The organism is Streptomyces thermodiastaticus (assembly GCF_014656135.1).
In the GTDB taxonomy this organism is placed as follows: Bacteria; Actinomycetota; Actinomycetes; order Streptomycetales; family Streptomycetaceae; genus Streptomyces; species Streptomyces thermodiastaticus.
This window is the reverse complement of the sequence record NZ_BNBV01000010.1, coordinates 116,746-141,845: the sequence shown is the minus strand read 5'-3', so window position 1 is coordinate 141,845 and position 25,100 is coordinate 116,746. Positions and strand designations below refer to the sequence as shown.

Here is a 25,100-nt window from a genome sequence, read left to right as displayed (position 1 = left end):
CGACCGGGCCCGCCCGCCGGAGCCGCCGGCTCGCTCCCGAGCCAGAGCACCCGTCGAGGTCAGCAGCACCCCCCACCCCCCTTTGTCCTCTGAGTGGAAAAAGTCGGCCCCGATTCGTGCACAGCTTCTTCTCAGCCTAGGCGGTCGCTGCTACGTTCCTCTCAAAAGCCCGGAACGGACGGCCGATTCGAGGCGGGGAGGGGCACGTGAGACGCATGACCGCACGACCCGCCAACGCGCATCAGGCCCGACTGCTGAAGCTGCTGCGTGACTCGGGGCCCAGCTCCCGCGCACAGCTCGGCGACCGGGTGGACCTGTCCCGGTCGAAACTGGCCGTGGAGGTCGACCGGCTCCTGGAGACGGGTCTGGTCGTCGCCGACGGGCTCGCCGCCTCGCGCGGCGGGCGCCGCTCCCACAACGTGCGGCTCGCGCCCACCTTGCGTTTCCTGGGCGTCGACATCGGCGCGACCTCCGTCGACGTCGCCGTCACCAACGCCGAACTGGAGGTGCTGGGTCACCTCAGCCAGCCCATGGACGTCCGCGAGGGACCGGTCGCGGTCTTCGAACAGGTGCTGTCCATGGCCGCGAAGCTGCGGGCCTCCGGGCTCGCGGAGGGGTTCGACGGCGCCGGCATCGGCGTCCCCGGACCCGTCCGCTTCCCCGAGGGCGTCCCGGTGGCGCCGCCGATCATGCCGGGCTGGGACGGGTTCCCGGTCCGGGAGGCCCTCAGCCAGGAACTCGGCTGCCCGGTCATGGTCGACAACGACGTGAACCTGATGGCGATGGGGGAGATGCACGCGGGCGTCGCCCGCTCCGTGGGCGATTTCCTGTGCGTCAAGATCGGTACCGGCATCGGCTGCGGCATCGTCGTCGGCGGTGAGGTGTACCGCGGGACGACGGGCAGCGCGGGCGACATCGGGCACATCCAGGCCGTGCCCGGGGGACGTCCGTGCGCCTGCGGCAACCGGGGCTGCCTGGAGGCCCACTTCAGCGGCGCGGCGCTCGCCCGCGACGCGCTGGAGGCGGCCGAGGAGGGCCGGTCCGCCGAACTCGCCTCCCGGCTGGCGGCGAACGGCACCCTCTCCTCCGTCGACGTCGCCGCCGCGGCCGCCGCGGGCGACGCCACCGCGATCGACCTGATACGGGAGGGCGGCACCCGCACCGGCCAGGTCATCGCCGGTCTGGTGTCGTTCTTCAACCCCGGCCTGGTGGTGATCGGCGGCGGGGTCACCGGTCTCGGCCACACCCTGCTCGCCGCGATCCGCACCCAGGTCTACCGCCAGTCGCTGCCGCTGGCGACCGGCAACCTGCCCATCGTCCTGGGCGAGCTGGGCCCCAACGCCGGCGTGATCGGCGCAGCCCGGCTCATCAGCGACCACCTGTTCTCACCCGCGTAGCACCACACCGTCTCACCCGCGCAGCACCGCACGTCTCACCCGCACAGCAGCACCGCGTCCGCGACCGGGCGCCGCCACCCGAGGGGCACCCGGCCCGGCACCCTCTTGTCGGGCTCCGCTCAGCACCGCCCGGCTCCATCCGTTCGGTCCAGCTCAGTCCAGCACCGCCCGGCTCCACCCGTTCGGTCCCGCACGCTCCAGCACCGCCCGGCTCCACCCGTTCGGTCCCGCACGCTCCAGCACCGTGACCGCTCGCACCGCACCGAGCCCCGCCCTGCCGGAAACCGGCCGTACGCCTCAGAGGGAACCGCATGGCACCCGAACCACCGCTGCTCAGCATGTCCGGCATCACCAAGTCCTTCCCCGGCGTCCGGGCGCTCGACGGTGTCGACCTCGACGTCCAGGCCGGTGAGGTGCACTGCCTGCTCGGCCAGAACGGGGCCGGCAAGTCCACCCTCATCAAGATCCTCGCCGGCGCCCACCAGCCCGACACCGGCACCGTCCGCTGGCGCGGCGACCCCGTCGTCCTGCGCTCGCCGATCGCCGCGATGCGCCTGGGCATCGCCACCATCTACCAGGAACTCGACCTGGTGGGGCACCTGTCGGTGGCCGAGAACGTGCACCTGGGCCACGAACCCACCGCGGCCGGGTTCGTCGTCCGCCGCCGTGCCGCCCGTGCCGCCACCGCCGAGCTGCTGGCCCGGCTCGGGCACCCGGAGATCGACCCGGCGCGCCCGGTGGGCCGGCTGTCCGCGGCGCAGCAGCAGATCGTGTCCATGGCCCGCGCGCTCTCCCACGACGTGCGGCTCATCGTCATGGACGAGCCGTCCGCCGCACTCGACCCGGAGGAGGTCGACAACCTCTTCCGTATCGTCGCCTCGCTCACCGCCGACGGCGTCGCCGTCGTCTACATCTCCCACCGGCTGGAGGAGATCCGCCGCATCGGCGACCGGGTCACCGTCCTCAAGGACGGCCGGGCGGTCGCCCGCGGCCTGCCGGCGAAGACCACCCCCACCCGCGACCTGGTGGCGCTGATGACGGGACGCACCGTCGAGTACGTCTTCCCCGAACGGCCCGCGCCCGCCCCGGCCGCCGAGCGGCCCCCGGTGCTCCAGGTGCGCGGGCTGGCCCGCGCGGGCGAGTTCGCGCCGCTGGACCTCGAGGTGCGGGCCGGGGAGATCGTCGGGCTCGCCGGGCTCGTCGGTTCCGGACGGTCCGAGATCCTGGAGACCATCTACGGGGCGCGGCGGCCGACGGCCGGTCAGGTCCTCGTCGACGGGCGCCCGGTGCGTCCCGGCAGTGTCCGCGCGGCCGTGCGGGCCGGGCTCGGGCTCGCCCCGGAGGAACGCAAGGCGCAGGCCCTGCTGATGCTGGAGTCCGTCACCCGCAACGTCTCCGTCTCCTCCCTGTCCCGGTTCGCGCGGGCCGGCTGGATCGACCGGAGCGCCGAACGCGGCGCGGCACGAGCCGCCGTGCGGGAGCTGTCCCTGAGGCCCGACGACCCCTCCGTGCCGGTGCGCACCCTGTCCGGCGGCAACCAGCAGAAAGCCGTCCTGGCCCGCTGGCTGCTGCGCGGCTGCAAGGTGCTGCTGCTGGACGAACCCACCCGCGGCGTCGACGTGGGCGCGCGGGCCGAACTGTACGCGGTCGTCCGCCGGCTGGCCGACGAGGGCCTCGCGGTGCTGCTGGTCTCCAGCGAGGTGCCCGAGGTGCTGGGCCTGGCCGACCGGGTGCTGGTGCTGCGCGAGGGACACGTCGTGCACACCGCACCCGCCACCGACCTCGACGAGCACCGGGTGCTCGACCTCGTGATGAACGCACACCCCGTGGCCAGTGAAGGGAGCCCGGCGTCATGACACAGCCCGTGTCGCCGCCCCGGGGCGGCACCGACAAGACCGCGACCGCCGGCCGGCCGCCCGCCTGGCGCTCGCTGGCCGCCCGCGCCGACGTGCGCACCCTCTCCCTGCTCGGGGTGCTCGCCGCGCTGATCGTCATCGGCGGCGTGACGAAACCCGACGAGTTCCTCGACACCCGCAACCTGCAACTGGTGCTCACCCAGGCGTCCGTCATCGGGGTCGTCACCGTCGGCATGACCTTCGTGATCACTGCCGGCGGCATCGACCTGTCCGTCGGCGCGATCGTCGCCCTGGCCTCGGTGTGGGCGACCACGGTGGCCACCCAGGAGTACGGCGTCGGCGGCGTCCTGCTCACCTCGGTGCTCGTCGGCCTCGGCTGCGGCCTGGTCAACGGGGTGCTCATCGCCTACGGCGGCATGGTGCCGTTCATCGCAACCCTCGCCATGCTGGCCTCGGCGCGCGGCCTGGCCCTGCGGATCACCGGCGGCCGCACCCAGGTCGTCACCGTCGACTCCGTCCTCCGCCTCGGCGAACGCGACTCCTACGTGCTCGGCATCCCGCCGCTGGTGCTGGTGTTCGCGGTCGTCACGGTCATCGGCTGGCTGGTGCTGAACCGGACCACCTTCGGCCGCCGCACCGTCGCCGTCGGCGGCAACCCGGAGGCCGCCCGCCTCGCCGGCATCGACGTGCGCCGCCAGCGCCTGTATCTGTACCTGCTGTCCGGGCTGTGCTGCGGCATCGCGGCCTTCCTGCTGATCGTCCTGTCCGGCTCCGGCCAGAACACCAACGGCAACCTGTACGAACTCGACGCCATCGCGGCCGCGATCATCGGCGGCACGCTGCTCAGCGGCGGACGCGGCACCATCACCGGCTCCGTGCTGGGCGTGCTGATCTTCACCACGATCACCGACATCTTCGCCCTGAACAACCTGCCGACCGACGCCCAGCAGATCGCCAAGGGCGCCATCATCGTCGCCGCCGTGCTGGTCCAGCGCCGTACCGCCGGCACCACCTGAGGAAGGGGTCCACCACCATGTCACCACTGACCAGCCGCAGAGGGCTGCTGTTCGGGACGGCCGCCGTCTCCGCCGGTGCCCTCCTCGCCGGGTGCACCAGCAACGAACCGTCGGACGGCAAGCAGGCCGGCAGCGCCCAGCCGGCCGCGTCCGACACACCCGGCAAACACGTCACCATCGGCTTCGCCGGCCCGCAGGCCGACCACGGCTGGCTCAACGCCATCAACGACAACGCCAAGAGCCGCGCCGAGAAGTACTCCGACGTCACCCTGGAGATCACCGAGGGCTCCAACGACACCGCCACCCAGATCGGCCAGATCGAGACACTGATCAACAAGAAGGTCGACGTGCTGGTGGTGCTGCCCGCCGACGGCAAGGCGCTCACCCAGGTCGGCCTGAAGGCGATGCGCGCCGGCATCCCCGTGGTCAACCTCGACCGGGTGTTCAACACCCCGCAGGCCTACCGCTGCTGGATCGGCGGCGACAACTACGGCATGGGCCTGAACGCCGGGCACTACATCGGCGAGAAACTCAAGGACAAGCCGAACGCCCGCGTCGTCGAACTGGCCGGACTGGACAACCTGGAACTGACCCGGCAGCGCACCCAGGGTTTCGACGACGCCCTGAAGAACTACCCCAACATCAAGAAGGTGGCCCGCCAGGCCGCTGACTTCACCGTCGAGTCCGGCCAGGCCAAGATGGCCCAACTGCTGCAGGCCCAGCCCGAGTTCGACGCGCTGTGGAACCACGACGACGACCAGGGCGTGGGCGCGCTGCGCGCCATCGAACAGGCGGGCCGCGACGACTTCCTGATGGTCGGCGGCGCCGGCGCGCTGTCCGCGTTCCAGGCCATCAAACGCGACGACAGCGTGCTGAAGGCCACCGTGCTCTACCCGCCGACCATGGCGGCCTCCGCCATCGACCTGGCCCGCGCCCTCGGCCAGGGCAAGGGCATCGGCGGGCTCGCCGAGTTCGAGATCCCCGCCTCGATCACGCTGTACTCGGCCGTCGTCGACAAGACCAACGTCGACACCTACATGCCCACCGGGTTCCGCTGACCCGCACCGGCCCCCCACCCCTCATGGCGCCGCCATCCGAGGACCCGGCACCCCCCACGGCGTCACCATCCACAAACGAGGAGACACCCGTATGGAACAGCCGCAGCACCCGGACCCGGCCGAGGCCGACAAGCCGCCGCTGCGCATCGGCATGGTCGGATACGCCTTCATGGGCGCCGCCCACTCCCAGGGCTGGCGCACCGTGGGCCGCGTCTTCGACCTGCCCCTCCGCCCGGAGCTCACCGCGATCTGCGGCCGCGACGCGGACGCGGTGCGCACCGCCGCCGACCGGCTGGGCTGGGCCGGTGCCGAGACCGACTGGCGCGCCCTGGTCGCCCGGGACGACATCGACCTGGTGGACATCTGCACCCCCGGCGACAGTCACGCCGAGATCGCGCTGGCCGCGCTCGCCGCCGGCAAACACGTGCTGTGCGAGAAACCGCTGGCGAACACCGTCGCCGAGGCCGAGGCGATGGCGCAGGCCGCCGAGGACGCCGCCGAGCGCGGCCAGGTCGCGATGGTCGGTTTCAACTACCGCAGGGTGCCCGCCACCGCGCTGGCCCGGCGCATGATCGCCGAGGGCCGGCTCGGCACCCTGCGGCACGTGCGGGTGTCGTATCTGCAGGACTGGCTGGTCGACCCGGAGTTCCCGCTGACCTGGCGGCTGCGCAGGGAACGCGCCGGGTCCGGCTCGCTCGGCGACCTCGGCGCGCACATCGTGGACCTCGCCCAGCACCTCGCGGGCGAACACCTGGCCGGGGTGTCCGCGCTCACCGAGACCTTCGTGCGGCAGCGGCCCCTGCCGGCCGGCGCCACCAGCGGCCTGTCCGCACAGCCCGCGGGATCCGCGCCCGCCACCGGGCAGGTCACCGTCGACGACGCCGCGCTGTTCACCGGCCGCTTCACCTCCGGCGCGCTGGCCTGTTTCGAGGCCACCCGCTACGCCACCGGCCGCAAGAACGCGCTGCGCATCGAACTCAACGGCGACCGCGGCTCGCTCGCCTTCGACCTGGAACGCCTCAACGAGCTGTGGTACCACGACGGTACCGAGCCCGCCGGCGGCGCCGGATTCCGCCGCATCCTGGTCACCGAACCCGACCACCCCTACCTGCACGCCTGGTGGCCGCCCGGCCACGGCCTCGGATACGAGCACACCTTCGTCCACCAGGCCCGCGACCTCGTCCACGCCGTCGCCGAGGGCACCCGGCCCGAACCGTCCTTCGCGGACGGGCTGCAGGTGCAGCGGGTGCTCGCGGCCGTGGAGGAGAGCGCCGCGAGGAACTCCCTGTACACGCCCGTCGCCGCCTGAAGGAGGAACACACCCATGCCGCGCCCGTTCACGCTGTTCACCGGCCAGTGGGCCGACCTGCCCCTGGAAGAGGTGTGCCGGCTGGCCCGCGACTTCGGCTACGACGGCCTCGAACTCGCCTGCTGGGGCGACCACTTCGAGGTGGACAAGGCCCTCGCGGACCCGGCCTACCTCGCCTCGCGCCACGAGCTGCTGGACACGTACGGCCTGAAGTGCTGGGCGATCTCGAACCACCTGGTCGGGCAGGCGGTCTGCGACGCCGTCATCGACGAACGCCACCAGGGGATCCTGCCCGCGGACGTGTGGGGCGACGGCGACCCCGAGGGCGTGCGGCAGCGGGCCGCCGCCCGGATGAAGGACACCGCACGGGCCGCCGCCGCGTTCGGCGTCGACACCGTCATCGGCTTCACCGGCTCCGCGATCTGGCACCTCGTCGCCATGTTCCCGCCGGTCCCCGAGCGGATGATCGACCGCGGCTACGAGGACTTCGCCGCCCGCTGGAACCCCATTCTCGACGTCTTCGACGCCGAAGGTGTGCGCTTCGCCCACGAGGTCCACCCCAGCGAGATCGCCTACGACTACTGGACCACCCACCGCGCCCTGGACGCGGTGGACCACAGGCCCGCGTTCGGCCTGAACTTCGACCCCTCCCACTTCGTGTGGCAGGACCTCGACCCGGTCGGTTTCCTGTGGGACTTCCGCGACCGGATCTACCACGTGGACTGCAAGGAGGCCCGCAAGCGGCTGGACGGCCGCAACGGTCGGCTCGGCTCCCACCTGCCCTGGGGCGACCCCCGCCGCGGCTGGGACTTCGTCTCCGCCGGGCACGGCGACGTCCCCTGGGAGGACGTGTTCCGCATGCTGCGCTCCATCGACTACCGAGGCCCGGTGTCCGTGGAGTGGGAGGACGCGGGCATGGACCGGCTGCAGGGCGCCCCCGAGGCACTGCGGCGCCTGAAGGCCTACGACTTCGACCCGCCGTCGGCCTCGTTCGACGCGGCCTTCGGCAACTGACCTTCCCACCGTCTCCGGGATGACGGCGCATCCCGGCGCAAGCACCCGCCCGTACGACAACCCCCGCCCTGGGAGGCACACGTGCACGGGACAGACCGCACCACCAGAACCGGCATACCCGGCGGCCGCCGGCGCCGCACACCCCTGCGCACCGCGCTCGCCCTGGCCAGTGCCGCACTGCTGGCCGGCACCACCCTGACGCTGACCGCCCCGCAGGCCGGCGCTTCCGGCACCTCCAACACCTCCGGCACCGCCGCGACCGCGGCCGCCGAGGACTTCCAGCAGGTCACCCTCGCCAAGGGCGCCGCGGAGGTCGGCGAACCCATGTCGCTGGCCGTGCTGCCGGACCGCTCGGTCCTGCACACATCGCGCGACGGCACCCTGCGCCTGACCGACGCGGCCGGCAACACAAAGGTCGCCGGCAAGCTCGACGTCTACTCCCACGACGAGGAAGGCCTGCAGGGCGTCGGCGTGGACCCGGACTTCGCCACGAACCGGTACATCTACCTGTACTACGCGCCGCCGCTGGACACGCCCGACGGGGACGCCCCCGAGACCGGCACCGCCGAGGACTTCGCGCCCTTCGACGGCGTCAACCGCCTGTCCCGCTTCGTACTGAAGACGGACGGCACCCTGGACCTGGCCAGCGAGAAGAAGATCCTCGACGTCCCGACCTCCCGCGGCATCTGCTGCCACGTCGGCGGCGACATCGACTTCGACGCGGACGGCAACCTGTACCTGTCGACCGGCGACGACTCCAACCCGTTCCAGTCGGACGGCTTCACCCCGATCGACGAGCGCAGCGACCGCAACCCGGCCTTCGACGCCCAGCGCACCGCCGGCAACACCAACGACCTGCGCGGCAAGATCCTGCGGATCAAGGTCAACGAGGACGGCTCCTACTCCATCCCCGACGGCAACCTGTTCCCGCCCGGCACCCCGAAGACCCGTCCCGAGATCTACGCGATGGGCTTCCGCAACCCGTTCCGGTTCAGCGTCGACAAGGAGACCGGCATCCTCTACGTCGGCGACTACGGCCCCGACGCCGGCGCGGCCGACCCGAAGCGCGGCCCGGCCGGGCAGGTCGAGTTCGCCCGCGTCACCGGCCCCGGCAACTTCGGCTGGCCGTACTGCACCGGCGCCAACGACGCCTACGTCGACTACGACTTCGCGACCGGAACCAGCGGTGAGCCCTTCGACTGCGACGCCCCGAAGAACGACTCCCCGCACAACACCGGCCTGACCGACCTGCCGCCCGCCCAGCCCGCCTGGATCCCCTACAACGGCCCGTCCGTGCCCGAGTTCGGCGACGGCTCCGAGTCCCCCATGGGCGGCCCGGTCTACCACTACGACCCGGACCTGGACTCGCCGGTCAAGTTCCCCGCCTCCTACGACGGCAACGTCTTCGCCGGGGAGTTCGGACGGCAGTGGATCAAGCGAATCGTCACCGACGACGACGGCACCGTGCAGTCCATCAACCCCTTCCCCTGGTCCGGCACCCAGGTGATGGACATGGCGTTCGGCCCGGACGGCGCCCTGTACGTCCTCGACTACGGCCTGGGCTGGTTCGGCGGTGACGACAACTCCGCCCTGTACCGGATCGAGAACGCCACCGACGGCCACTCCCCGGTCGCCCAGGCCGCCGCCGACCGCACCAGCGGCAAGGCGCCGCTGAAGGTCGCCTTCTCCTCCGCCGGCAGCAGCGACCAGGACGGCGACGCCCTCACCTACCGCTGGGACTTCGGCGACGGAACCACCTCCACGGCCGCGAACCCCACGCACACGTACCGCAGGAACGGCACCTACACCGCGACCCTGACCGCCACCGATTCCTCCGGGCGCACCGGAAGCGCGAGCGTCCAGGTCGTCGTCGGCAACACCGCGCCCACCGTCACCCTGCGACTCCCGCAGGACGGGCAGCTGTTCAGCTTCGGTGACGCGGTCCCGTTCACCGTGAAGGTCACCGACCCCGAGGACGGAAAGAACATCGACTGCTCCAAGGTCACCGTCACCTTCGTCCTCGGCCACGACAGCCACGGCCACCCGCTGACCTCCGCCCAGGGCTGCTCCGGCACCATCCAGACCAGCAACGACGGCGGACACGACGAGAACGCCAACATCTTCGGCGTGTTCGACGCCCAGTACACCGACAACGGAGGCGGCGGCCAGGCGCCGCTGACCACGCACACCAGCCATGTCACCCAGCCCCGGCACCGCCAGGCCGAGCACTTCGGCGACTCCTCCGGAGTGACCGTGCTCGACCAGAGCGCCGCGCACGGCGGCAAGACCGTCGGTGACATCTCCAACGGCGACTGGATCTCCTTCACGCCCTACGTCCTGAAGAACGCCACGAAGATCACCGCCCGGGTGTCCACCGCCGGCCAGGGCGGCACCCTCGAAGTCCGCGCGGGCTCGGCGAAGGGCACCCTGCTGGGCAAGGCGGCCGTCCCGGCCACCGGCGGCTGGGACACCTACCAGGACGTCTCCGCCCCCCTGTCCCGCGCCCCGAAGGGCACCACCACGCTGTACCTCGTCTTCAAGGGCGGCAGCGGCGACGCCCTGTTCGACGTGGACGACTTCACCTTCACCACCGGCTGAGAGGAGGCGAACCCGTGAAGCGCTCGATCCGACGCACGGCCACCCTGGCCGCCGCGGCGGCCCTGCTGCTCGGCGGTGCCGCACTCCCGGCCTCCGCCCACCCGGCGGACGGCAAGCGGGTGCTGGTGTTCTCCAAGACCGCCGGCTTCCGGCACGACTCGATCCCCGACGGCATCGCCGCGGTGAGACAACTCGGCGACGTGGGCGGCTTCACCGTCGACGCCACCGAGGACGCGAAGGCCTTCACCCCGGCGAACCTGCGCCGCTACCAGGCGGTGGTGTTCCTGTCCACCACGGGCGACGTCCTCGACACCGCCCAGCAACGCGCCTTCGAGCACTACATCCGGCATGGCGGCGGCTACGTCGGCGTCCACGCCGCAGCCGACACCGAGTACGACTGGGCGTTCTACGGCGGCCTCGTCGGCGCCTATTTCCAGTCGCACCCGCAGATCCAGCAGGCCCGCGTGGACGTCGAGGACCGCGCCCACCCGGCCACCGCACACCTGCCGTCCGCCTGGGACCGCACGGACGAGTGGTACAACTACCGCTCCAACCCGCGCACCCGCGCCCATGTGCTGGCCTCGCTGGACGAGTCCTCGTACACCGGCGGCACCATGAACGGCGACCACCCGATCGCCTGGTGCCAGAACTACCAGGGCGGCCGCGCCTTCTACACCGGGTTCGGCCACACGGAGGAGTCCTACGCCGACCCCGCCTTCCGGGCACACCTGCTCGGCGGGATCCGGTACGCCATCGGCGACGCGCAGGCGGACTGCCGCCCGGAGAACGGCTACCGCGCCCTCTTCGACGGCACCGCCGCCTCGCTGGCCGGCTGGCAGCAGGCGGGACCCGGCTCCTTCACCCTCTCCGAGGACGGCACTCTCACCTCCGTAGGCGGCATGGGCCTGCTCTGGTACGCCGCCTCCGGTTTCTCCTCCTACTCGCTCAAGCTCGACTGGAAGACGGCCGGCGACGACAACTCGGGTGTGTTCGTGGGCTTCCCGCCCTCCGACGACCCGTGGTCGGCCGTCGACAACGGTTACGAGATCCAGATCGACGCCACCGACGTGCCCGAGAAGACCACGGGCTCCGTCTACGGTTTCCAGTCCGCCGACCTGGCCAAGCGCGACCGCGCGCTGAACCCGCCGGGGGAGTGGAACACCTACGAGATCCGCGTGGAGGGCGAACGCCTGCGCGTGTGGCTCAACGGCGTCCTGATCAACGATTTCACCAACACCGATCCGGCCCGGAGCCTGACCGACGGCCACATCGGCATCCAGAACCACTCGGCCGACGACCAGGTCTCCTTCCGAAACATCCGGATCAAGGAACTGCCCGCGACCGGCGCGTCGCAGGGCCACTGAGCGGCGGCGGGCGGGGGACGCCGGACCCCCGCCCGCCGTCACCCCTTCTCCTCCGGCTCCTTCCGGGGTCTCTGCTCCGGCTTTCGCGTCTGACAGGAGGCTGCCCATGTCCGCGTCCCTCCCACCCCGCGCTCCCGTCGGCGTCTGGCTGATCGGCGCACGCGGCTCCGTGGCCACGACCGTCGTCGCCGGGTGCGCCGCCCTCGCCGCCGGGCTGCACCCGCCCACGGGCATGCTCACCGAGACGCCCGCCTTCTCCGGCAGCAGGCTGCCCGCGCTGTCCTCGCTCGTCTTCGGCGGGCACGACACCGCACACTGTCCGCTGCCCAAACGCGCCGAGGCACTGACCGCCGCCGGTGTGCTCCCGCACGGACTGACCACCGCCGTCGCCGCCGAACTCGCCGCCGCCGACAAGGAGATCCGGCCCGGCGGCCCCGTCGCCGGCGACCGCAGGGAACCCGAGAAGCTGATCGCCGCCTTCGCCGCGGACATCCAGGACTTCACCCGCCGCACCGGCGCCGCCCGCACCGTGGTGGTCAACGTCGCGTCCACGGAACCCGCGCCCCACGGCACCGGCCTGCCGCCCAGCTCGCTGTACGCGGCGGCCGCCCTGCGCGCCGGCTGCCCCTACGTCAACTTCACCCCGTCCACCGGCCTGCACCACCCGGCACTGGCCCCGCTCGCCGCCGCGAGCGGCCTGCCGTACGCCGGCCGCGACGGCAAGACCGGGCAGACCCTGCTGCGTTCGGTGCTCGGCCCGATGTTCCGGCAGCGCGCCCTCGCCGTCCGCGCCTGGTCGGGCACCAACCTGCTGGGCGGCGGCGACGGAGCCGCCCTCGCCGACCCGGCCGCGGCAGCCGCCAAGAACGCCGGCAAGGAACGGGTACTGACCGAAACCCTCGGCCACACACCCGAGGGCGAGGTGCACATCGACGACGTCCCCGCGCTCGGCGAGTTCAAGACCGCCTGGGACCACATCGCCTTCGACGGCTTCCTCGGCACCCGCATGGTGCTGCAGACCATCTGGCAGGGCTGCGACTCCGCGCTCGCCGCCCCCTTGGTGCTGGACCTGGTGCGGCTCACCGCCCGCGCCCACGAGGCCGGCCTGTCCGGCCCGCTCGGCGACCTGGGCTTCTACTTCAAGGACCCGGTGGGCGACGGGCCCGCGGACCTGACGGAGCAGTACGCCGCACTGCTCCGTCTCGCGGCCCGGCTGCGCACCGACGGCACACCGGCGGGGGAGGACCGGTGAGGCCGGACGGCACGCCGCACGCCCGGCCCGCCGGCCCGCAGACCCACATGCCGGCCGGGCGCGGCGGCGCTGCGCGTGCCTGGGCCGAACTGCTGCGGCTGCCCGCGCTGCTCACCGTCCCCGGCGACACCCTGTCCGGTGCCGCGGCCGCCCACGGGCGCCTCACACCCCGCACCCTGCTCGCCGTGTGCTCCTCCGCCTGCCTGTACGAGGCAGGCATGGTCCTCAACGACTGGGCCGACCGCGCCGAGGACGCCGAGGAGCGCCCGCACCGCCCGCTGCCCTCGGGCCGTATCCGCCCCGCCGCGGCCCTCACCGCGGCCGCGGCCCTCACCGCGGCCGGTGTGGCCCTCGCAGGCCGCGCGGGCCGCCCTGCCTCGGCGGTCGCGGCCTCGCTCGCGGCCACCGTGTGGGCGTACGACCTGGCCCTGAAACACACGGCGGCCGGCCCGTTCGCCATGGCGGCGGCCCGGGGCCTGGACCTGCTGCTGGGCGCGGCCGCCACCACCGGCCGCGCCCGCGCCGCCCTGCCCTCGGCCGCCCTCCTCGGCGCCCACACCCTGGCCGTCACGGCGGTCTCCCGCCACGAGACCACAGGCGGTTCCCCGGCCGCGCCCCTGGCGGCCCTGGCCGCCACCGGCGCCCTCGGTGGCCTGCTCACCCGCCACCCGCGCCCCGGACGCCGCCGTACACCTGCCGTGCGGCGCTCTCTGCCCGCTCTGCTGGCCGCCGCCTACACCACGACCTGGGCCCGGCCCTGCCTGCACGCCGCTCTCAACCCCTCCCCGCCGCTCACCCAGCGAGCCGTGGGCGGCGGCATCCGCGCCACGATCCCGTTGCAGGCCGCGCTGGCCGCCCGCGCCGGAGCCCCGGCCACCGCCGCGTTCACCGCGGCCCTGGCCCCGCTCGCCCGCAGATTCGCGAGGAAGGTGAGTGTCACATGACCGCACCCGAGACGGGCGGCACGCCCCTGCGGTTCGGCTACGGCACCAACGGCCTGGCCGACCTCCGCCTGGACGACGCCCTCGCCCTGCTCGCCGACCTGGGCTACGACGGCGTGGGGCTGACCCTCGACCACATGCACCTGGACCCGCTCGCCCCCCTCCTGGCGGCCCGCACCCGCCGGGTGGCGCACCGCATCCAGGCCCTCGGACTCCAGGTGACGGTGGAGACCGGCGCCCGCCATGTGCTCGACCCGCGCCGCAAACACGGCCCCACCCTCCTGGACGCCGACCCCGACGACCGCGCCCGCCGTGTCGATCTGCTGCTGCGGGCCGTCCAGGTGGCCGCCGACCTCGGAGCCCACGCGGTGCACTGCTTCAGTGGCGTCCTTGCGCCCGGCACCGACGAGGACACCGCCTGGAAGCGGCTGGCCGAGTCCCTGACCCCGGTCCTGCAGGCCGCCGCGGCCGCGGGTGTGCCGCTGGCCGTGGAACCCGAACCCGGGCACCTGCTGGCCACCCTCGACGACTTCGACCGGCTGCGCCGCACCCTGGGCGACCCGGACCAGCTGGGCCTGACCCTGGACATCGGTCACTGCCAGTGCCTGGAGCCGCTCCCGCCCGCCGACTGCGTGCGCCGGGCCGCACCCTGGCTGAAACATGTGCAGATCGAGGACATGCGCCGCGGCGTCCACGAGCACCTGCCCTTCGGGGAGGGCGAGATCGACTTCCCGCCCGTGCTGGCGGCCCTCGCCGCCACCGGCTACCAGGGCCTGACCGTCGTGGAACTGCCCCGCCACTCCCACGCCGGCCCGCGGTACGCGGCCGACTCTCTGCCCTTCCTGCGCGCCGCCGCACAGGGCACACCCACACACACCGGCACGCCGGCACACTCAGCCGCCTCCGCCTCCGCCCCCGCCGGCACACCCGCACCCCCCACCGCGTCCGCCACCCGCGAACCCCGCGAAGGGAGCACGCGATGATCCACCCCCCGCACACCATCCCCTCCCCCTCCGGCACCGCCCCGGCGGCCACCGCGCCGGACGCACTCGACGACATACGCACCCGGCTGGAGGCGGACCTGGACGGCGCCGCCCGCGCCTGGCTGCACCAGGCACTCCAGGAGGCCGCCGGCGACGACGGTGCAGACCGGCCGATCCCGGTGTGGGAGCTGCGCCTGGCCGAGGCCGGCCGCCGCGTGGGCAGCGACCACGCCGACGCCGCCCGCGTCCTGATCCTGCACGCGGCCCGCGCCGGCACCGACGCCCTCACCCGCGTCTACCGCCACGGCACCGCCGACGAACGCCGCGCCGTGCTGCACGCCCTGCCCCACCTGGTGACCGGCCCCGACGCCCTGCCGCTCGTCGAGGACGCCCTGCGCACCAACGACACCCGGCTGCTCGCCGCCGCCGTCGGCCCGTACGCCGCCCGGCACCTGCCCGCCCACGCCTGGCGGCACGCCGTGCTCAAATGCCTGTTCACCGGGGTGCCCGTGGACACCGTGGCCGGCCTGGAGCGCCGCGCCGCCGGCGATGCGGAACTCGCCCGCATGCTCGGCGACTACGCCGCCGAACGCACCGCCGCCGGCCGCGGCGTCCCGGACGGCCTGCAGCGCGTCCTGGCCCTGGCCACCGCCACCCCGCCGCACGGCACCGACCGCGCCCACGGCACCCGTCCCCACGGCAAGGAGGCGTGATGCGCATCTTCGACCCCCACATCCACATGACGTCGAGGACCACCGACGACTACGAGGCCATGTACGCCGCCGGGGTGCGCGCCCTGGTCGAGCCGGCGTTCTGGCTCGGCCAGCCCCGCACCTCGCCCGCCTCCTTCTACGACTACTTCGACTCCCTGCTGGGCTGGGAACCCTTCCGTGCCGCCCAGTACGGCATCGCCCACCACTGCACGCTCGCACTGAACCCGAAGGAGGCCAACGACCCGCGCTGCCGGCCCGTCCTCGACGAACTGCCCCGCTACCTCGTCAAGGACCGGGTCGTCGCCGTCGGCGAGATCGGCTACGACGCGATGACCCCCGCCGAGGACACCGCGCTCGCCGCCCAGCTGCAGCTCGCCGCCGACCACGGCCTGCCCGCACTGGTGCACACCCCGCACCGCGACAAGCTCGCCGGGCTGCGCCGCACCCTGGACGTGGTCCGCGAGTCCGCGCTGCCCGAGGACCGCGTCCTGGTCGACCACCTCAACGAGACCACCGTCAAGGAAGCCAAGGACTCCGGCTGCTGGCTCGGTTTCTCCGTCTACCCCGACACCAAGATGGACGAGGCCCGCATGGTCGCCCTGCTGCGCGTCTACGGGCCCGAGCGGGTGCTGGTGAACTCCGCCGCCGACTGGGGCAGGAGCGACCCGCTCAAGACCCGCAAGGTGGCCGACCTGATGCTGGCCGAGGGCTTCGACGAGGACACCGTCGACCTGGTGCTGTGGCGCAACCCGGTCGCCTTCTACGGCCTGAGCGGACGCCTGGACCTGAACGTCACCCCGCCGGGCGGCACGCACGAGGGCAACTCCGTGCTGCGCGGCGGGGAGTGAGCCATGCGGTTCAGACACCCCGACGGCTCGATCGTCCACCTCGCCTACTGCACCAACGTCCACCCCGCGGAAACCCTCGACGGCGTCCTGGCCCAGCTGCGCGACCACTGCGAGCCGGTCCGCCGCCGCCTGGGCCGCGACCGGCTCGGCATCGGCCTGTGGCTCGCCCGCGACGCCGCCCGCACCCTGGCCGCCGACCCGGCCGCGCTGCGCACCTTGCGCGCCGCACTCGACCGGCGCGGCCTGGAGGTCGTCACCCTCAACGGCTTCCCCTACCAGGGCTTCGGCGCCAGCGAGGTCAAGTACCGCGTCTACCGGCCCGACTGGGCCGACCCCGAACGCCTGGAACACACCACCTCCCTCGCCCGCGTCCTGGCCGGCCTGCTGCCCGACGACGTCACCGACGGCACCGTCTCCACCCTGCCGCTGGCCTGGCGCACCGCCTGCGACGACGACCGCGCCCGCGCCGCGTACGCCGCGCTGCGCACCCTCGGCGAGCGCCTCGACGCGCTGCAGGACCTCACCGGCCGTTCGGTGCGCATCGGCCTGGAACCCGAACCCGGCTGCGTGGTGGAGACCACCCGCGACGCCGTCGCCCCGCTGACCGCGATCGGCCACGACCGCATCGGCGTGTGCCTGGACACCTGCCACCTGGCGACCGCTTTCGAGGACCCGGACACCGCGCTGGACATCCTCACCGACGCCGCGATCCCCGTCGTCAAGGCCCAGCTGTCGGCCGCCCTGCACGCCGAGCACCCCGACCGCCCCGAGGTCCGCGCGGCCCTCGCCGCCTTCGACGAACCCCGCTTCCTGCACCAGACCCGCACCCTCACCCCGGACGGCCTCGCCGGCACCGACGACCTCGGCCAGGCCCTCGCCGGCACCCGCCTGCCGGACACCGCTCCCTGGCGCGCCCACTTCCACGTCCCCCTGCACGCCGACCCCGCCCAGCCCCTCACCTCCACCCTGCCCGTGCTGCGGGCCGCGCTGACCCGGCTGGTCGGCGGCGAACACCCGCTCACCCACCACCTGGAGGTGGAGACCTACACCTGGCAGGCCCTCCCGCCCGCGCTGCGGCCCCGCGCCCGCACCCAGCTCACCGACGGCATCGCCGCCGAACTCACCCTCGCCCGCGACCTTGTGACCGGACTCGGCCTGAAGGAACTGCCATGAGCCCCACCCCGCTGCTCGTCCTCGACGTCGTCGGTCTCACCCCGCGGCTGCTGCGGCACATGCCCCGCATGGCCGCGCTCGCCGCGTCCGGCTCGCAGGCCCCGCTCGACCCCGTGCTGCCCGCGGTGACCTGCTCGGTGCAGTCCACCTTCCTCACCGGCACCACCCCCGCCGAACACGGCATCGTCGGCAACGGCTGGTACTTCCGCGACCTCGGCGAGGCGCTGCTGTGGCGGCAGCACAACCGGCTCGTCGCCGGCGACAAGATCTGGGACGCCGCCCGCCGCGCCCACCCCGGCTACACGGTCGCCAACATCTGCTGGTGGTACGCCATGGGCGCCGACACCGACTGGACGGTCACCCCCCGGCCCGTCTACCACGCCGACGGCCGCAAGGAACCCGACTGCTACACCCGGCCCCCGGCCCTGCACGACGAACTCACCGCGCGCTTCGGCACGTTCCCGCTGTTCAGCTACTGGGGTCCGGGTGCCGGGATCGCCTCCTCGCAGTGGATCACCGACGCCACCCGCCATGTGCTCGCCACCCGCGACCCCGACCTGACCCTGGCCTACCTGCCCCACCTCGACTACGACCTGCAGCGCTACGGCCCCGACGACCCCCGCTCGCACCGCGCCGCCGCCGACCTGGACGCCGTCCTCGCCCCGCTGCTGGACGACGCCCGCGCCGAGGGCCGCACCGTCGTCGCCCTGTCGGAGTACGGCATCACCCGCGCCGACCGGCCCGTCGACATCAACCGCGCCCTGCGCCGCGCCGGCCTGCTCCAGGTGCACACCCAGGACGGCATGGAGTACCTGGACCCCACCACCTCGCGTGCCTTCGCCGTCGCCGACCACCAGATCGCCCACGTGTACGTGCGCCGCCCGCAGGATCTGGACGCGGCCCGGGACGCCCTCGACGGCCTGCCCGGCATCGACCGGCTCCTCGACGACACCGGCAAGAAGGCCCACCACCTCGACCACCCGCGCTCGGGCGACCTGGTCGCCGTCGCCGAACCGGACGCCTGGTTCACCTACTACTACTGGCTCGACGACGCCCGCGCCCCCGACTTCGCCCGCATGGTGGAGATCCACCGCAAACCCGGTTACGACCCGGCCGAGCTGTTCATGGACCCGCTCGACCCCTACGTCAAGCTCCGCGCGGCCTCGGCCCTGGTCCGCAAGAAACTCGGGCTGCGCTACCGCATGGCGGTCGTCCCGCTGGACCCGTCCCCGGTGCGTGGCAGCCACGGCCGCCTGCCCGCGAGCGACGACGACGGCCCGCTCCTCATCAGCTCCACCCCCCACGCCGTCGGTGACCGGATCGCGGCCACCGACGTGAAGTCACTGCTGCTCCGTCTCGCCGGTCTCGGCACACCCGACGCCACATCAGGAGAGAGGACACCGTGAACGACTTCCACGGCACCGACCACGACGAGCGGCTGCGCCGCAGCCTCGGCATCGACCGCCGCCGCTTCCTGAGCACCTGCACCGCGGCCGCCGCCGGTGCGATCGCCGCCCCCGTCTTCGGCGCGAGCCCCGTGCACGCCGCACCCTCCTCCACCACCCACGGAAAGGGGAAGGTCCTCGTCCCCGCCGACAAGCGCGGCATCATCCTCTACACCGTCCGCGACGCCACCGGACGCGACCCGCTGTCCACCCCGCTGCCCTCCGGCTTCCGCGCCGTGTTCGAGCAGCTGGCCCGGTTCGGCTACCGGCAGGTGGAGTTTGCCGGCTACGCCCAGCACCCCAACGCGCCCGGCGGCGCCGACCTGGAGAACGTCAAGGGCGCCAGGCTGCTGCGCCGCTGGCTGGACGACAGCGGGCTGCGCGCCCAGGGCAACCACGGCTTCATCCCGCCGTCCTGGCCGCTGACCGGACAGGACCTCGACACCTTCAAGAAACACCTGGAGATCGCGAACATCCTCGGCATGGACCACATGGGCACCGGTGCCGACCCCACCGACAGCCCCTACCGCAGCGACTGGGACGTGGCCGCCGACAAGTGGAACACCCTCGGTGAGATCGCCCGCCGCGCCGGCATCAAGCTGTACACCCACAACCACGACGCCGCCTACAGCTTCCTGCTCGACGGCGGCCCGCTGGACGACCGGGGCCGGCCCACCCGCAGCTCCGGCATCCGCAGACTCGAGTACTTCCTCACCGTCACCGACCCCGAACTGGTCTGGCTGGAGATGGACATCTACTGGGCGCACGTGGCCCAGTACAAGTTCCGCACCTACACCGCCCACGACGGCTCCGTGCGGGAGAACGTCTTCGACCCGGCGGGTCTGGTCGCCCGCCACAACAAGCGCTACCCGCTCTTCCACGCCAAGGACGGCGTGGTCGACACCACCAACGGGCAGGGCTACGAGATGGTCCCGTTCGGCACCGGCGTGATCGACTACACGACGTTCTTCACCCGCGTCGGCCACCGCACCTACCACAACCCGATGGTCGAGCAGGACAACGCGCCCAGCAGCACCGACCTGGGCCAGTCCCTGGAGTACGCGCGGATCGGCTACCGCAACCTGGCCGCCCTGCGCCGCCGCACGTAACGCACACCTGAGGGGGGCCTGCCCGCACCCGCGGACAGGCCCCCCCTCACGTGGCACCGACTGTGTCAGCCGGCCGCCGCCTTCCTGCTCCGGCCGGGCTGCCGCAGCAGCAGCGCGATCGCCGCCGCCACCATCGAGATCCCGCCCGCCAGCGCGTAGGCCCCGTTGTAGCCCCAGGCGCCCACCACCATCGAGCCGAGACCGCCGCCGAACAGGCCGCTGACCAGCTTGCCGCTGTAGACCAGGCCGTAGTTGGTGGCGTTGTAGTTCTCGCCGAAGTAGTCCGGGGTCAGAGCCGCGAACATCGGGTAGAACGCCCCGCCGCCGAAGCCGGACAGGAACGCGAAGAACAGGAACAGCCACTCGTTCTTCATGTCACCGGCCCAGATGACACCGAACTGGGCCAGGCCCAGCACCACGATGACGAAGATCAGCGCGGTCTTGCGGCCCCACAGGTCCGACAGCCAGCCCACCACGGCCCGCCCGACGCCGTTGACCACCGCCATGATGCCCATCGACGAGGCCGCGACCAGCGGACCGAAGCCGATCTCCTTGGCGTAGTCCACCTGGAAGGAGATACCGAAGATCGACACACCCGCCGTCATCACGACGGCGACCCACATCAGCGGCAGCATGCCGGTCCTGATCGCCTCCTTGGGTGTGTACTGCCGCACCGCCGGCGGATTCTTGGCCAGGCTCGCCGCGCTGCGCTTGTTGCCGGAGTACGACAGCGGGTCGATGTCCGCCGGCCACCAGTTCTTCGGCGGGTCCTTGAAGAAGAACGCGCACACCACCACCACGATCAGCACATACACGCCGATCAGGTCCAGCACCTCGTCGTAGTTGCCGGTGTCGAAGGCGTAGTTGAAGATGAAGATGAACGGCAGCGAGCCGTAGGCGAAACCGCCGTTGACGAACCCGGTCTTCGCGCCCCGCCGCTCCGGAAACCACTTGCCGACCATATTGATGCACGTCGCGTACACCAGCCCGGAGCCGACACCGCCCACCACACCGAAACCGACGATGGCGAGCAGCACATTGTCCAGGTGCGACAGGGCGAGGAACCCCAGCAAGCACATCGCCGCACCCGTGAACATGGCCCGGCGCGCCGTCAGGATCCCCCTCTCCCGCAGCCAGCCCGCCGGAAAGGCGATGCCCGCCTGGAAGAACACCCAGACGCTGAGGATCCAGAACGTGTTGCTCTGCGTCCACCCGTGCGCCGTGGACAGGGTGTCCTCCGCGGAACCGTAGGCGTACTCGGAGACACTGATGGCCATCATCGCCACCCACGGGAGGTAGACCATCAGCTTGCGGGAATGGCCGAGTATGTCCCGGTCCGTCTCCCCGATGCGGTAGACCCGCCCCCGGGGATCGGTCACTTCACGGTACGTGCCCTTCGCCGTGCCGGGATCGGCCGACGTGTTCCTTGTTGCCATCGGATCAGCCGTCATCTGAGGCCATCTCCTCGCCAAGGGGTGCGGATGGAAAAGGTGCACCGGGCACGGGGCCGGACCGGAGACACGTACAAGAGCGCCGGCTCCGTGCAGGCCGGCGGCCCGGGGCCGTCACCGAGGGGCGCCCCCGGACCGCGGCTCGCTCAGCCCATCGACCACCCCCCGGACAGCCCGCACGGCCCGGGCCGGTCGCCGCTCACGACAGCAGTCCCGCCGCCCGCGCCCACCGGTACTTCGCACCGAGCACCGCCACCGGCTTCTCCGTGGTGTACGGGTAGGCCACGATCCCCCGCTCGAAGAGGTACGCGCAGGCCTGTTCCACCTCCACGTCCCCGGCGAGCGACGCCACCACGGGCTTCTCGACGCCACGCTCCCGCATCTGTGCCACCACCCGCGCGGTCAGCTCCGCGAACACCATCGGCGGCGTGACGATGGTGTGCCAGTAGCCGAGGACCAGCGCGTGGATCCGCGGATCCTCCAGTCCCAGCCGGATCGTCGCCTCGTACGTCGACGGCGGCTCGCCCCCCGTGATGTCCACCGGGTTGCCCGCCGCCCCGAACGGCGGGATGAACCGGCTAAACGCCTCGTCCAGATCGGGCGGGATCTCCATCAGACGCAGACCGTGGTCGCTCACCGCGTCCGACAGCAGCACCCCGCTGCCGCCGGCCCCGGTGATGATGACGACGTTGTCGCCCTTCGGGGTGGGCAGCACCGGCAGGGCACGCGCGTACTCCAGCATGTCGTTCAGACCGGGCGCCCTGATCACACCCGCCTGCCGCAGGATGTCGTCGTACACCGCGTCGTCGCCCGCCAGGGCCCCGGTGTGCGACCCCGCGGCCCGCGCGCCCGCCGCCGTACGGCCCGCCTTGAGCACCACCACGGGTTTCTTCGGCACCGTCTCGCGCGCCGCGGCGACGAAGGCCCGCCCGTCCTTCAGGTCCTCCAGGTGCATCGCGATGCACTGGGTGTGCGGATCCTCCCCGAACCAGGTCAGCAGATCGTCCTCGTCCAGGTCCGACTTGTTGCCCAGGCCCACGATCGCCGACACACCCGTCTTCGTCGTCCGGGCGAACCCGAGGATCGCCATCCCGATGCCGCCGGACTGACTGGTCAGCGCCACCGGACCCTTGACGTCGTACGGGGTGCAGAACGTGGCGCACAGATCCTGCCAGGTCGAGTAGTAGCCGTAGATGTTCGGCCCGAGCAGCCGGATCCCGTACCGCTCGGCGATGGCCACGATCTGTGCCTGCAGCTCGTGCTCACCGGTCTCCGCGAACCCCGACGGAATGAGCACCGCGTTGGGGATCTTCTTGCGCCCCACCTCCTCCAGCGCCCCCGCCACGAGGCGCGCGGGAATCGCGAACACCGCCACGTCCACGTCCCCGGGGATCTCCGTGACACTCCGGTACGCCTTGCGGCCCAGGATGTCGTGCGCCTTGGGGTTGACCGGATGGATGTCGCCGGAGAAACCGCCGTCGACGAGATTGCGCATCACCGAATGGCCGATCTTGCCGGGCTCGTTGGAGGCACCGATCACGGCCACCGACGACGGCTGCATCAGCCGGCGCATCGAGGCCAGGATCTCCTCCCGCGAGTACCTCCGGCGCGGCGCCGGCTGCCGCTCGGCCAGGACGATCCGGATGTCCGCGGCGACCGCACCGTGCTCCGTGGCGATCACCGGGTTCAGGTCCACCTCCGCGATCTCCGGGAAGTCCGTCACCAGATGCGACACCCGGCGGATCTGCTCGGCCAGCGCCCACCGGTCCACACCCGGCCGGCCCCGCACTCCGCGCAGCACCTCCGCCGCCCGGACCGAGTCCAGCATCGACAGCGCCTCGTCCGCGTCCACCGGCGCCAGACGGAACGTCACGTCCTTCAGCACCTCGACGAGCACCCCGCCCAGCCCGAACGCCACGACCTTGCCGAACGTCGGGTCGGTGACCGCGCCGACCAGGACCTCCTGCCCCTGGGTCAGCAGCTCCTGCACCAGCACACCCTCGATGCGCGCATCCGCGTCGTACGCCCGCGCGTTGCCGACGATGCGGCAGAACGCGGACCGCACCTCGGCCGCGCCCTCCACACCCACGACCACCCCGCCGGCGTCGGTCTTGTGCAGGATGTCCGGCGAGACGATCTTCATCACCACCGGCCCGCCGAACCGCGCCGCCGCGGCCACGGCCTCCTCCACGTCCCGCGCCAGCTCCTCGCCCGGCACGGCGATCCCGTAGGCGTCGGCGATCACCTTTCCCTCGGGCGCCGTCAGGGCCGTACGCCCCTCCGCGCGCACCCGGTCCAGCAGCGCACGCACCCGCAGTTCGCGGTCCTCCGCCATCACCTCAGATCACCCCGCTCGCCTTGAGCTCGCGCAACTCCTCGACCGCCAGGCCGAGTTCACCGACGTAGACCTCTTCGTTGTGCTCACCGAGCAGCGGCGAGGTGCGCACCTCGACCGGGGAGTCGGACAGCTTCAGCGGGCTGCCGACCGTCACGAACTCACCGCGCTCGGGATGCGGCACCCTCACCACCATCCCGTTGGAGGCCAGCGACTCGTCCTCGATGATCTCCTTGGTGGACAGGATCGGCCCGCACGGGATGTTGTGCGCGGTCAGCTGCCGCAGCACCTCCCACTTGGGCAGCGTCGAGGACCACTCCTCGATCATCTGGAACATCTTGGTCAGCCGCGGCAGCCGCGCCTCCGGCGTCGCCCAGTCCGGGTCGTCGGCCAGCTCCGGCCGGCCGATCAGCTCGCAGATCGGCTTCCAGCCCACCGGCTGCACGATCACATACACGTAGTCGTTGGGACCGCCCGGCGCACACCTGACCGCCCAGCCCGGCTGCCCGCCCCCGGAGGCGTTGCCCGAGCGCGGCACCTCCTGCCCGAAGTGCTCATTGGGGTACTCGGCCAGCGGCCCGTGGGCCAGACGCTGCTGGTCGCGTAGCTTCACCCGGCACAGGTTGAGCACCGCGTGCTGCATCGCGACGTTCACCCGCTGCCCGCGTCCGGTGCGCTCCCGCTGGAACAGCGCGGCCAGCACACCCGCCACCAGGTGCACACCCGTGCCCGAGTCGCCGATCTGCGCACCGGTCGCCGTGGGCGGCCCGTCCTCGAACCCGGTGGTCGCCATCGCCCCGCCCATCGCCTGCGCCACGACCTCGTAGGCCTTGAACGTGGTGTACGGGCCCTCGCCGAACCCCTTGATGGAGGCGTACACCAGCCGCGGGTTGATCTCCTTGATGCGCTCCCAGGTGAACCCCATCCGGTCCACCGCACCCGGCCCGAAGTTCTCCACCATGACGTCGGAGCGCCGGATCAGCTCGGTCAGCAGCTCCTTGCCGCGCTCGGTCTTGGTGTTCAGGGTGATGCTCCGCTTGTTGCAGTTGAGCATCGTGAAGTACAGCGAGTCCACGTCCGGCAGATCACGCAGCTGGCGGCGCGTGATGTCACCCGTCGGTGCCTCCAGCTTGATGACATCCGCACCGAGCCAGGCCAGCAGCTGGGTGGCGGAGGGACCGGACTGGACATGGGTCATGTCCAGCACACGGATGCCGTCGAGTGCCTTGCCCGTCACG

The 25,100-nt window shown here is 72.4% G+C and carries 19 protein-coding genes; 16 read left to right on the top strand and 3 right to left on the bottom strand.

All coding sequences use genetic code 11. The features are described 5' to 3' along the window. The first annotated feature begins 215 nt into the window (after nucleotides 1-215). The 16 genes from IE286_RS12540 to IE286_RS12465 all read left to right on the top strand — a co-directional run bounded on the left by IE286_RS12540 (nucleotide 216) and on the right by IE286_RS12465 (nucleotide 20,076). Entirely contained in the window at nucleotides 216-1,397 is a 1,182-nt protein-coding gene (locus tag IE286_RS12540) for an ROK family transcriptional regulator (RefSeq protein WP_189796747.1), read from the top strand. Nucleotides 1,398-1,708: 311 nt separating this feature from the next. After that, on the top strand, nucleotides 1,709-3,253 hold the full coding sequence (locus IE286_RS12535) for a sugar ABC transporter ATP-binding protein (protein WP_189796746.1): 1,545 nt from the start codon (nucleotides 1,709-1,711) through the stop codon (nucleotides 3,251-3,253). Next, nucleotides 3,250-4,269, top strand: coding sequence for an ABC transporter permease (locus IE286_RS12530; RefSeq protein WP_189796745.1), 1,020 nt, complete (start codon nucleotides 3,250-3,252; stop codon nucleotides 4,267-4,269). The genes IE286_RS12535 and IE286_RS12530 overlap by 4 nt, the downstream gene beginning before the upstream one ends. Nucleotides 4,270-4,286: 17 nt before the next feature. Next, the gene (locus tag IE286_RS12525; RefSeq protein WP_189796744.1) at nucleotides 4,287-5,327 is read left to right on the top strand and encodes a substrate-binding domain-containing protein; all 1,041 of its coding nucleotides are present in this window, start codon (nucleotides 4,287-4,289) and stop codon (nucleotides 5,325-5,327) included. A gap of 91 nt (nucleotides 5,328-5,418) precedes the next feature. After that, the gene (locus IE286_RS12520) at nucleotides 5,419-6,636 is read left to right on the top strand and encodes a Gfo/Idh/MocA family protein (RefSeq protein ID WP_189796743.1); all 1,218 of its coding nucleotides are present in this window, start codon (nucleotides 5,419-5,421) and stop codon (nucleotides 6,634-6,636) included. Between the two features lie 15 nt (nucleotides 6,637-6,651). Continuing rightward, nucleotides 6,652-7,650 (top strand): sugar phosphate isomerase/epimerase family protein, encoded by a 999-nt coding sequence (locus IE286_RS12515; RefSeq protein WP_189796742.1) that lies wholly within the window; start codon nucleotides 6,652-6,654, stop codon nucleotides 7,648-7,650. 81 nt (nucleotides 7,651-7,731) lie between these two features. Next, nucleotides 7,732-10,248, top strand: coding sequence for a PQQ-dependent sugar dehydrogenase (locus IE286_RS12510; RefSeq protein WP_189796741.1), 2,517 nt, complete (start codon nucleotides 7,732-7,734; stop codon nucleotides 10,246-10,248). Between the two features lie 14 nt (nucleotides 10,249-10,262). Further along, the gene (locus tag IE286_RS12505; protein ID WP_189796740.1) at nucleotides 10,263-11,612 is read left to right on the top strand and encodes a ThuA domain-containing protein; all 1,350 of its coding nucleotides are present in this window, start codon (nucleotides 10,263-10,265) and stop codon (nucleotides 11,610-11,612) included. A 106-nt stretch (nucleotides 11,613-11,718) separates the two neighbouring features. Then, on the top strand, nucleotides 11,719-12,864 hold the full coding sequence (locus tag IE286_RS12500) for an inositol-3-phosphate synthase (protein WP_189796739.1): 1,146 nt from the start codon (nucleotides 11,719-11,721) through the stop codon (nucleotides 12,862-12,864). Nucleotides 12,865-12,911: 47 nt separating this feature from the next. Beyond that, complete coding sequence (locus IE286_RS12495; RefSeq protein ID WP_189796777.1) at nucleotides 12,912-13,808, top strand: SCO3242 family prenyltransferase; 897 nt, start codon at nucleotides 12,912-12,914, stop codon at nucleotides 13,806-13,808. Continuing rightward, nucleotides 13,805-14,788: a sugar phosphate isomerase/epimerase family protein gene (locus tag IE286_RS12490; protein ID WP_189796738.1), complete on the top strand. Its 984-nt coding sequence runs from the start codon at nucleotides 13,805-13,807 to the stop codon at nucleotides 14,786-14,788. The genes IE286_RS12495 and IE286_RS12490 overlap by 4 nt, the downstream gene beginning before the upstream one ends. Then, nucleotides 14,785-15,501: an EboA domain-containing protein gene (locus tag IE286_RS12485; protein WP_189796737.1), complete on the top strand. Its 717-nt coding sequence runs from the start codon at nucleotides 14,785-14,787 to the stop codon at nucleotides 15,499-15,501. The genes IE286_RS12490 and IE286_RS12485 overlap by 4 nt, the downstream gene beginning before the upstream one ends. Next, the gene (locus IE286_RS12480) at nucleotides 15,501-16,349 is read left to right on the top strand and encodes a TatD family hydrolase (RefSeq protein WP_189796736.1); all 849 of its coding nucleotides are present in this window, start codon (nucleotides 15,501-15,503) and stop codon (nucleotides 16,347-16,349) included. The genes IE286_RS12485 and IE286_RS12480 overlap by 1 nt, the downstream gene beginning before the upstream one ends. A gap of 3 nt (nucleotides 16,350-16,352) precedes the next feature. Continuing rightward, nucleotides 16,353-17,522 carry a metabolite traffic protein EboE gene (gene eboE / locus IE286_RS12475; protein WP_189796735.1) on the top strand — a complete coding sequence of 390 codons (1,170 nt, stop codon included), beginning with the start codon at nucleotides 16,353-16,355 and terminating at the stop codon, nucleotides 17,520-17,522. Then, nucleotides 17,519-18,928, top strand: coding sequence for an alkaline phosphatase family protein (locus tag IE286_RS12470; protein ID WP_189796734.1), 1,410 nt, complete (start codon nucleotides 17,519-17,521; stop codon nucleotides 18,926-18,928). The genes eboE and IE286_RS12470 overlap by 4 nt, the downstream gene beginning before the upstream one ends. Further along, entirely contained in the window at nucleotides 18,925-20,076 is a 1,152-nt protein-coding gene (locus IE286_RS12465) for a sugar phosphate isomerase/epimerase family protein (RefSeq protein ID WP_189796733.1), read from the top strand. The genes IE286_RS12470 and IE286_RS12465 overlap by 4 nt, the downstream gene beginning before the upstream one ends. A 65-nt stretch (nucleotides 20,077-20,141) precedes the next feature. Here the strand turns inward: IE286_RS12465 and IE286_RS12460 are convergent, their stop codons facing one another. The 3 genes from IE286_RS12460 to frc form a co-directional block, all read right to left on the bottom strand. Beyond that, nucleotides 20,142-21,527, bottom strand: a complete 1,386-nt coding sequence (locus IE286_RS12460; protein WP_189796732.1) for an OFA family MFS transporter — start codon at nucleotides 21,525-21,527, stop codon at nucleotides 20,142-20,144. A 199-nt stretch (nucleotides 21,528-21,726) separates the two neighbouring features. Beyond that, entirely contained in the window at nucleotides 21,727-23,862 is a 2,136-nt protein-coding gene (locus IE286_RS12455) for an acetate--CoA ligase family protein (RefSeq protein WP_189796731.1), read from the bottom strand. Between the two features lie 4 nt (nucleotides 23,863-23,866). Continuing rightward, nucleotides 23,867-25,099, bottom strand: a complete 1,233-nt coding sequence (gene frc / locus IE286_RS12450) for a formyl-CoA transferase (protein WP_189796730.1) — start codon at nucleotides 25,097-25,099, stop codon at nucleotides 23,867-23,869. Nucleotide 25,100 lies beyond the last annotated feature (1 nt).

Coding starts and splice junctions, on each gene's coding strand:
- IE286_RS12460 (WP_189796732.1), bottom strand. CDS start 21,527: ATGACGGCTGATCCGATGGCAACAAGGAACACGTCGGCCGATCCCGGC.
- IE286_RS12540 (WP_189796747.1), top strand. CDS start 216: ATGACCGCACGACCCGCCAACGCGCATCAGGCCCGACTGCTGAAGCTG.
- IE286_RS12500 (WP_189796739.1), top strand. CDS start 11,719: ATGTCCGCGTCCCTCCCACCCCGCGCTCCCGTCGGCGTCTGGCTGATC.
- IE286_RS12520 (WP_189796743.1), top strand. CDS start 5,419: ATGGAACAGCCGCAGCACCCGGACCCGGCCGAGGCCGACAAGCCGCCG.
- IE286_RS12525 (WP_189796744.1), top strand. CDS start 4,287: ATGTCACCACTGACCAGCCGCAGAGGGCTGCTGTTCGGGACGGCCGCC.
- IE286_RS12455 (WP_189796731.1), bottom strand. CDS start 23,862: ATGGCGGAGGACCGCGAACTGCGGGTGCGTGCGCTGCTGGACCGGGTG.
- eboE (WP_189796735.1), top strand. CDS start 16,353: ATGCGGTTCAGACACCCCGACGGCTCGATCGTCCACCTCGCCTACTGC.
- IE286_RS12485 (WP_189796737.1), top strand. CDS start 14,785: ATGATCCACCCCCCGCACACCATCCCCTCCCCCTCCGGCACCGCCCCG.
- IE286_RS12515 (WP_189796742.1), top strand. CDS start 6,652: ATGCCGCGCCCGTTCACGCTGTTCACCGGCCAGTGGGCCGACCTGCCC.
- IE286_RS12495 (WP_189796777.1), top strand. CDS start 12,912: ATGCCGGCCGGGCGCGGCGGCGCTGCGCGTGCCTGGGCCGAACTGCTG.
- IE286_RS12470 (WP_189796734.1), top strand. CDS start 17,519: ATGAGCCCCACCCCGCTGCTCGTCCTCGACGTCGTCGGTCTCACCCCG.
- IE286_RS12490 (WP_189796738.1), top strand. CDS start 13,805: ATGACCGCACCCGAGACGGGCGGCACGCCCCTGCGGTTCGGCTACGGC.
- IE286_RS12535 (WP_189796746.1), top strand. CDS start 1,709: ATGGCACCCGAACCACCGCTGCTCAGCATGTCCGGCATCACCAAGTCC.
- IE286_RS12480 (WP_189796736.1), top strand. CDS start 15,501: ATGCGCATCTTCGACCCCCACATCCACATGACGTCGAGGACCACCGAC.
- IE286_RS12530 (WP_189796745.1), top strand. CDS start 3,250: ATGACACAGCCCGTGTCGCCGCCCCGGGGCGGCACCGACAAGACCGCG.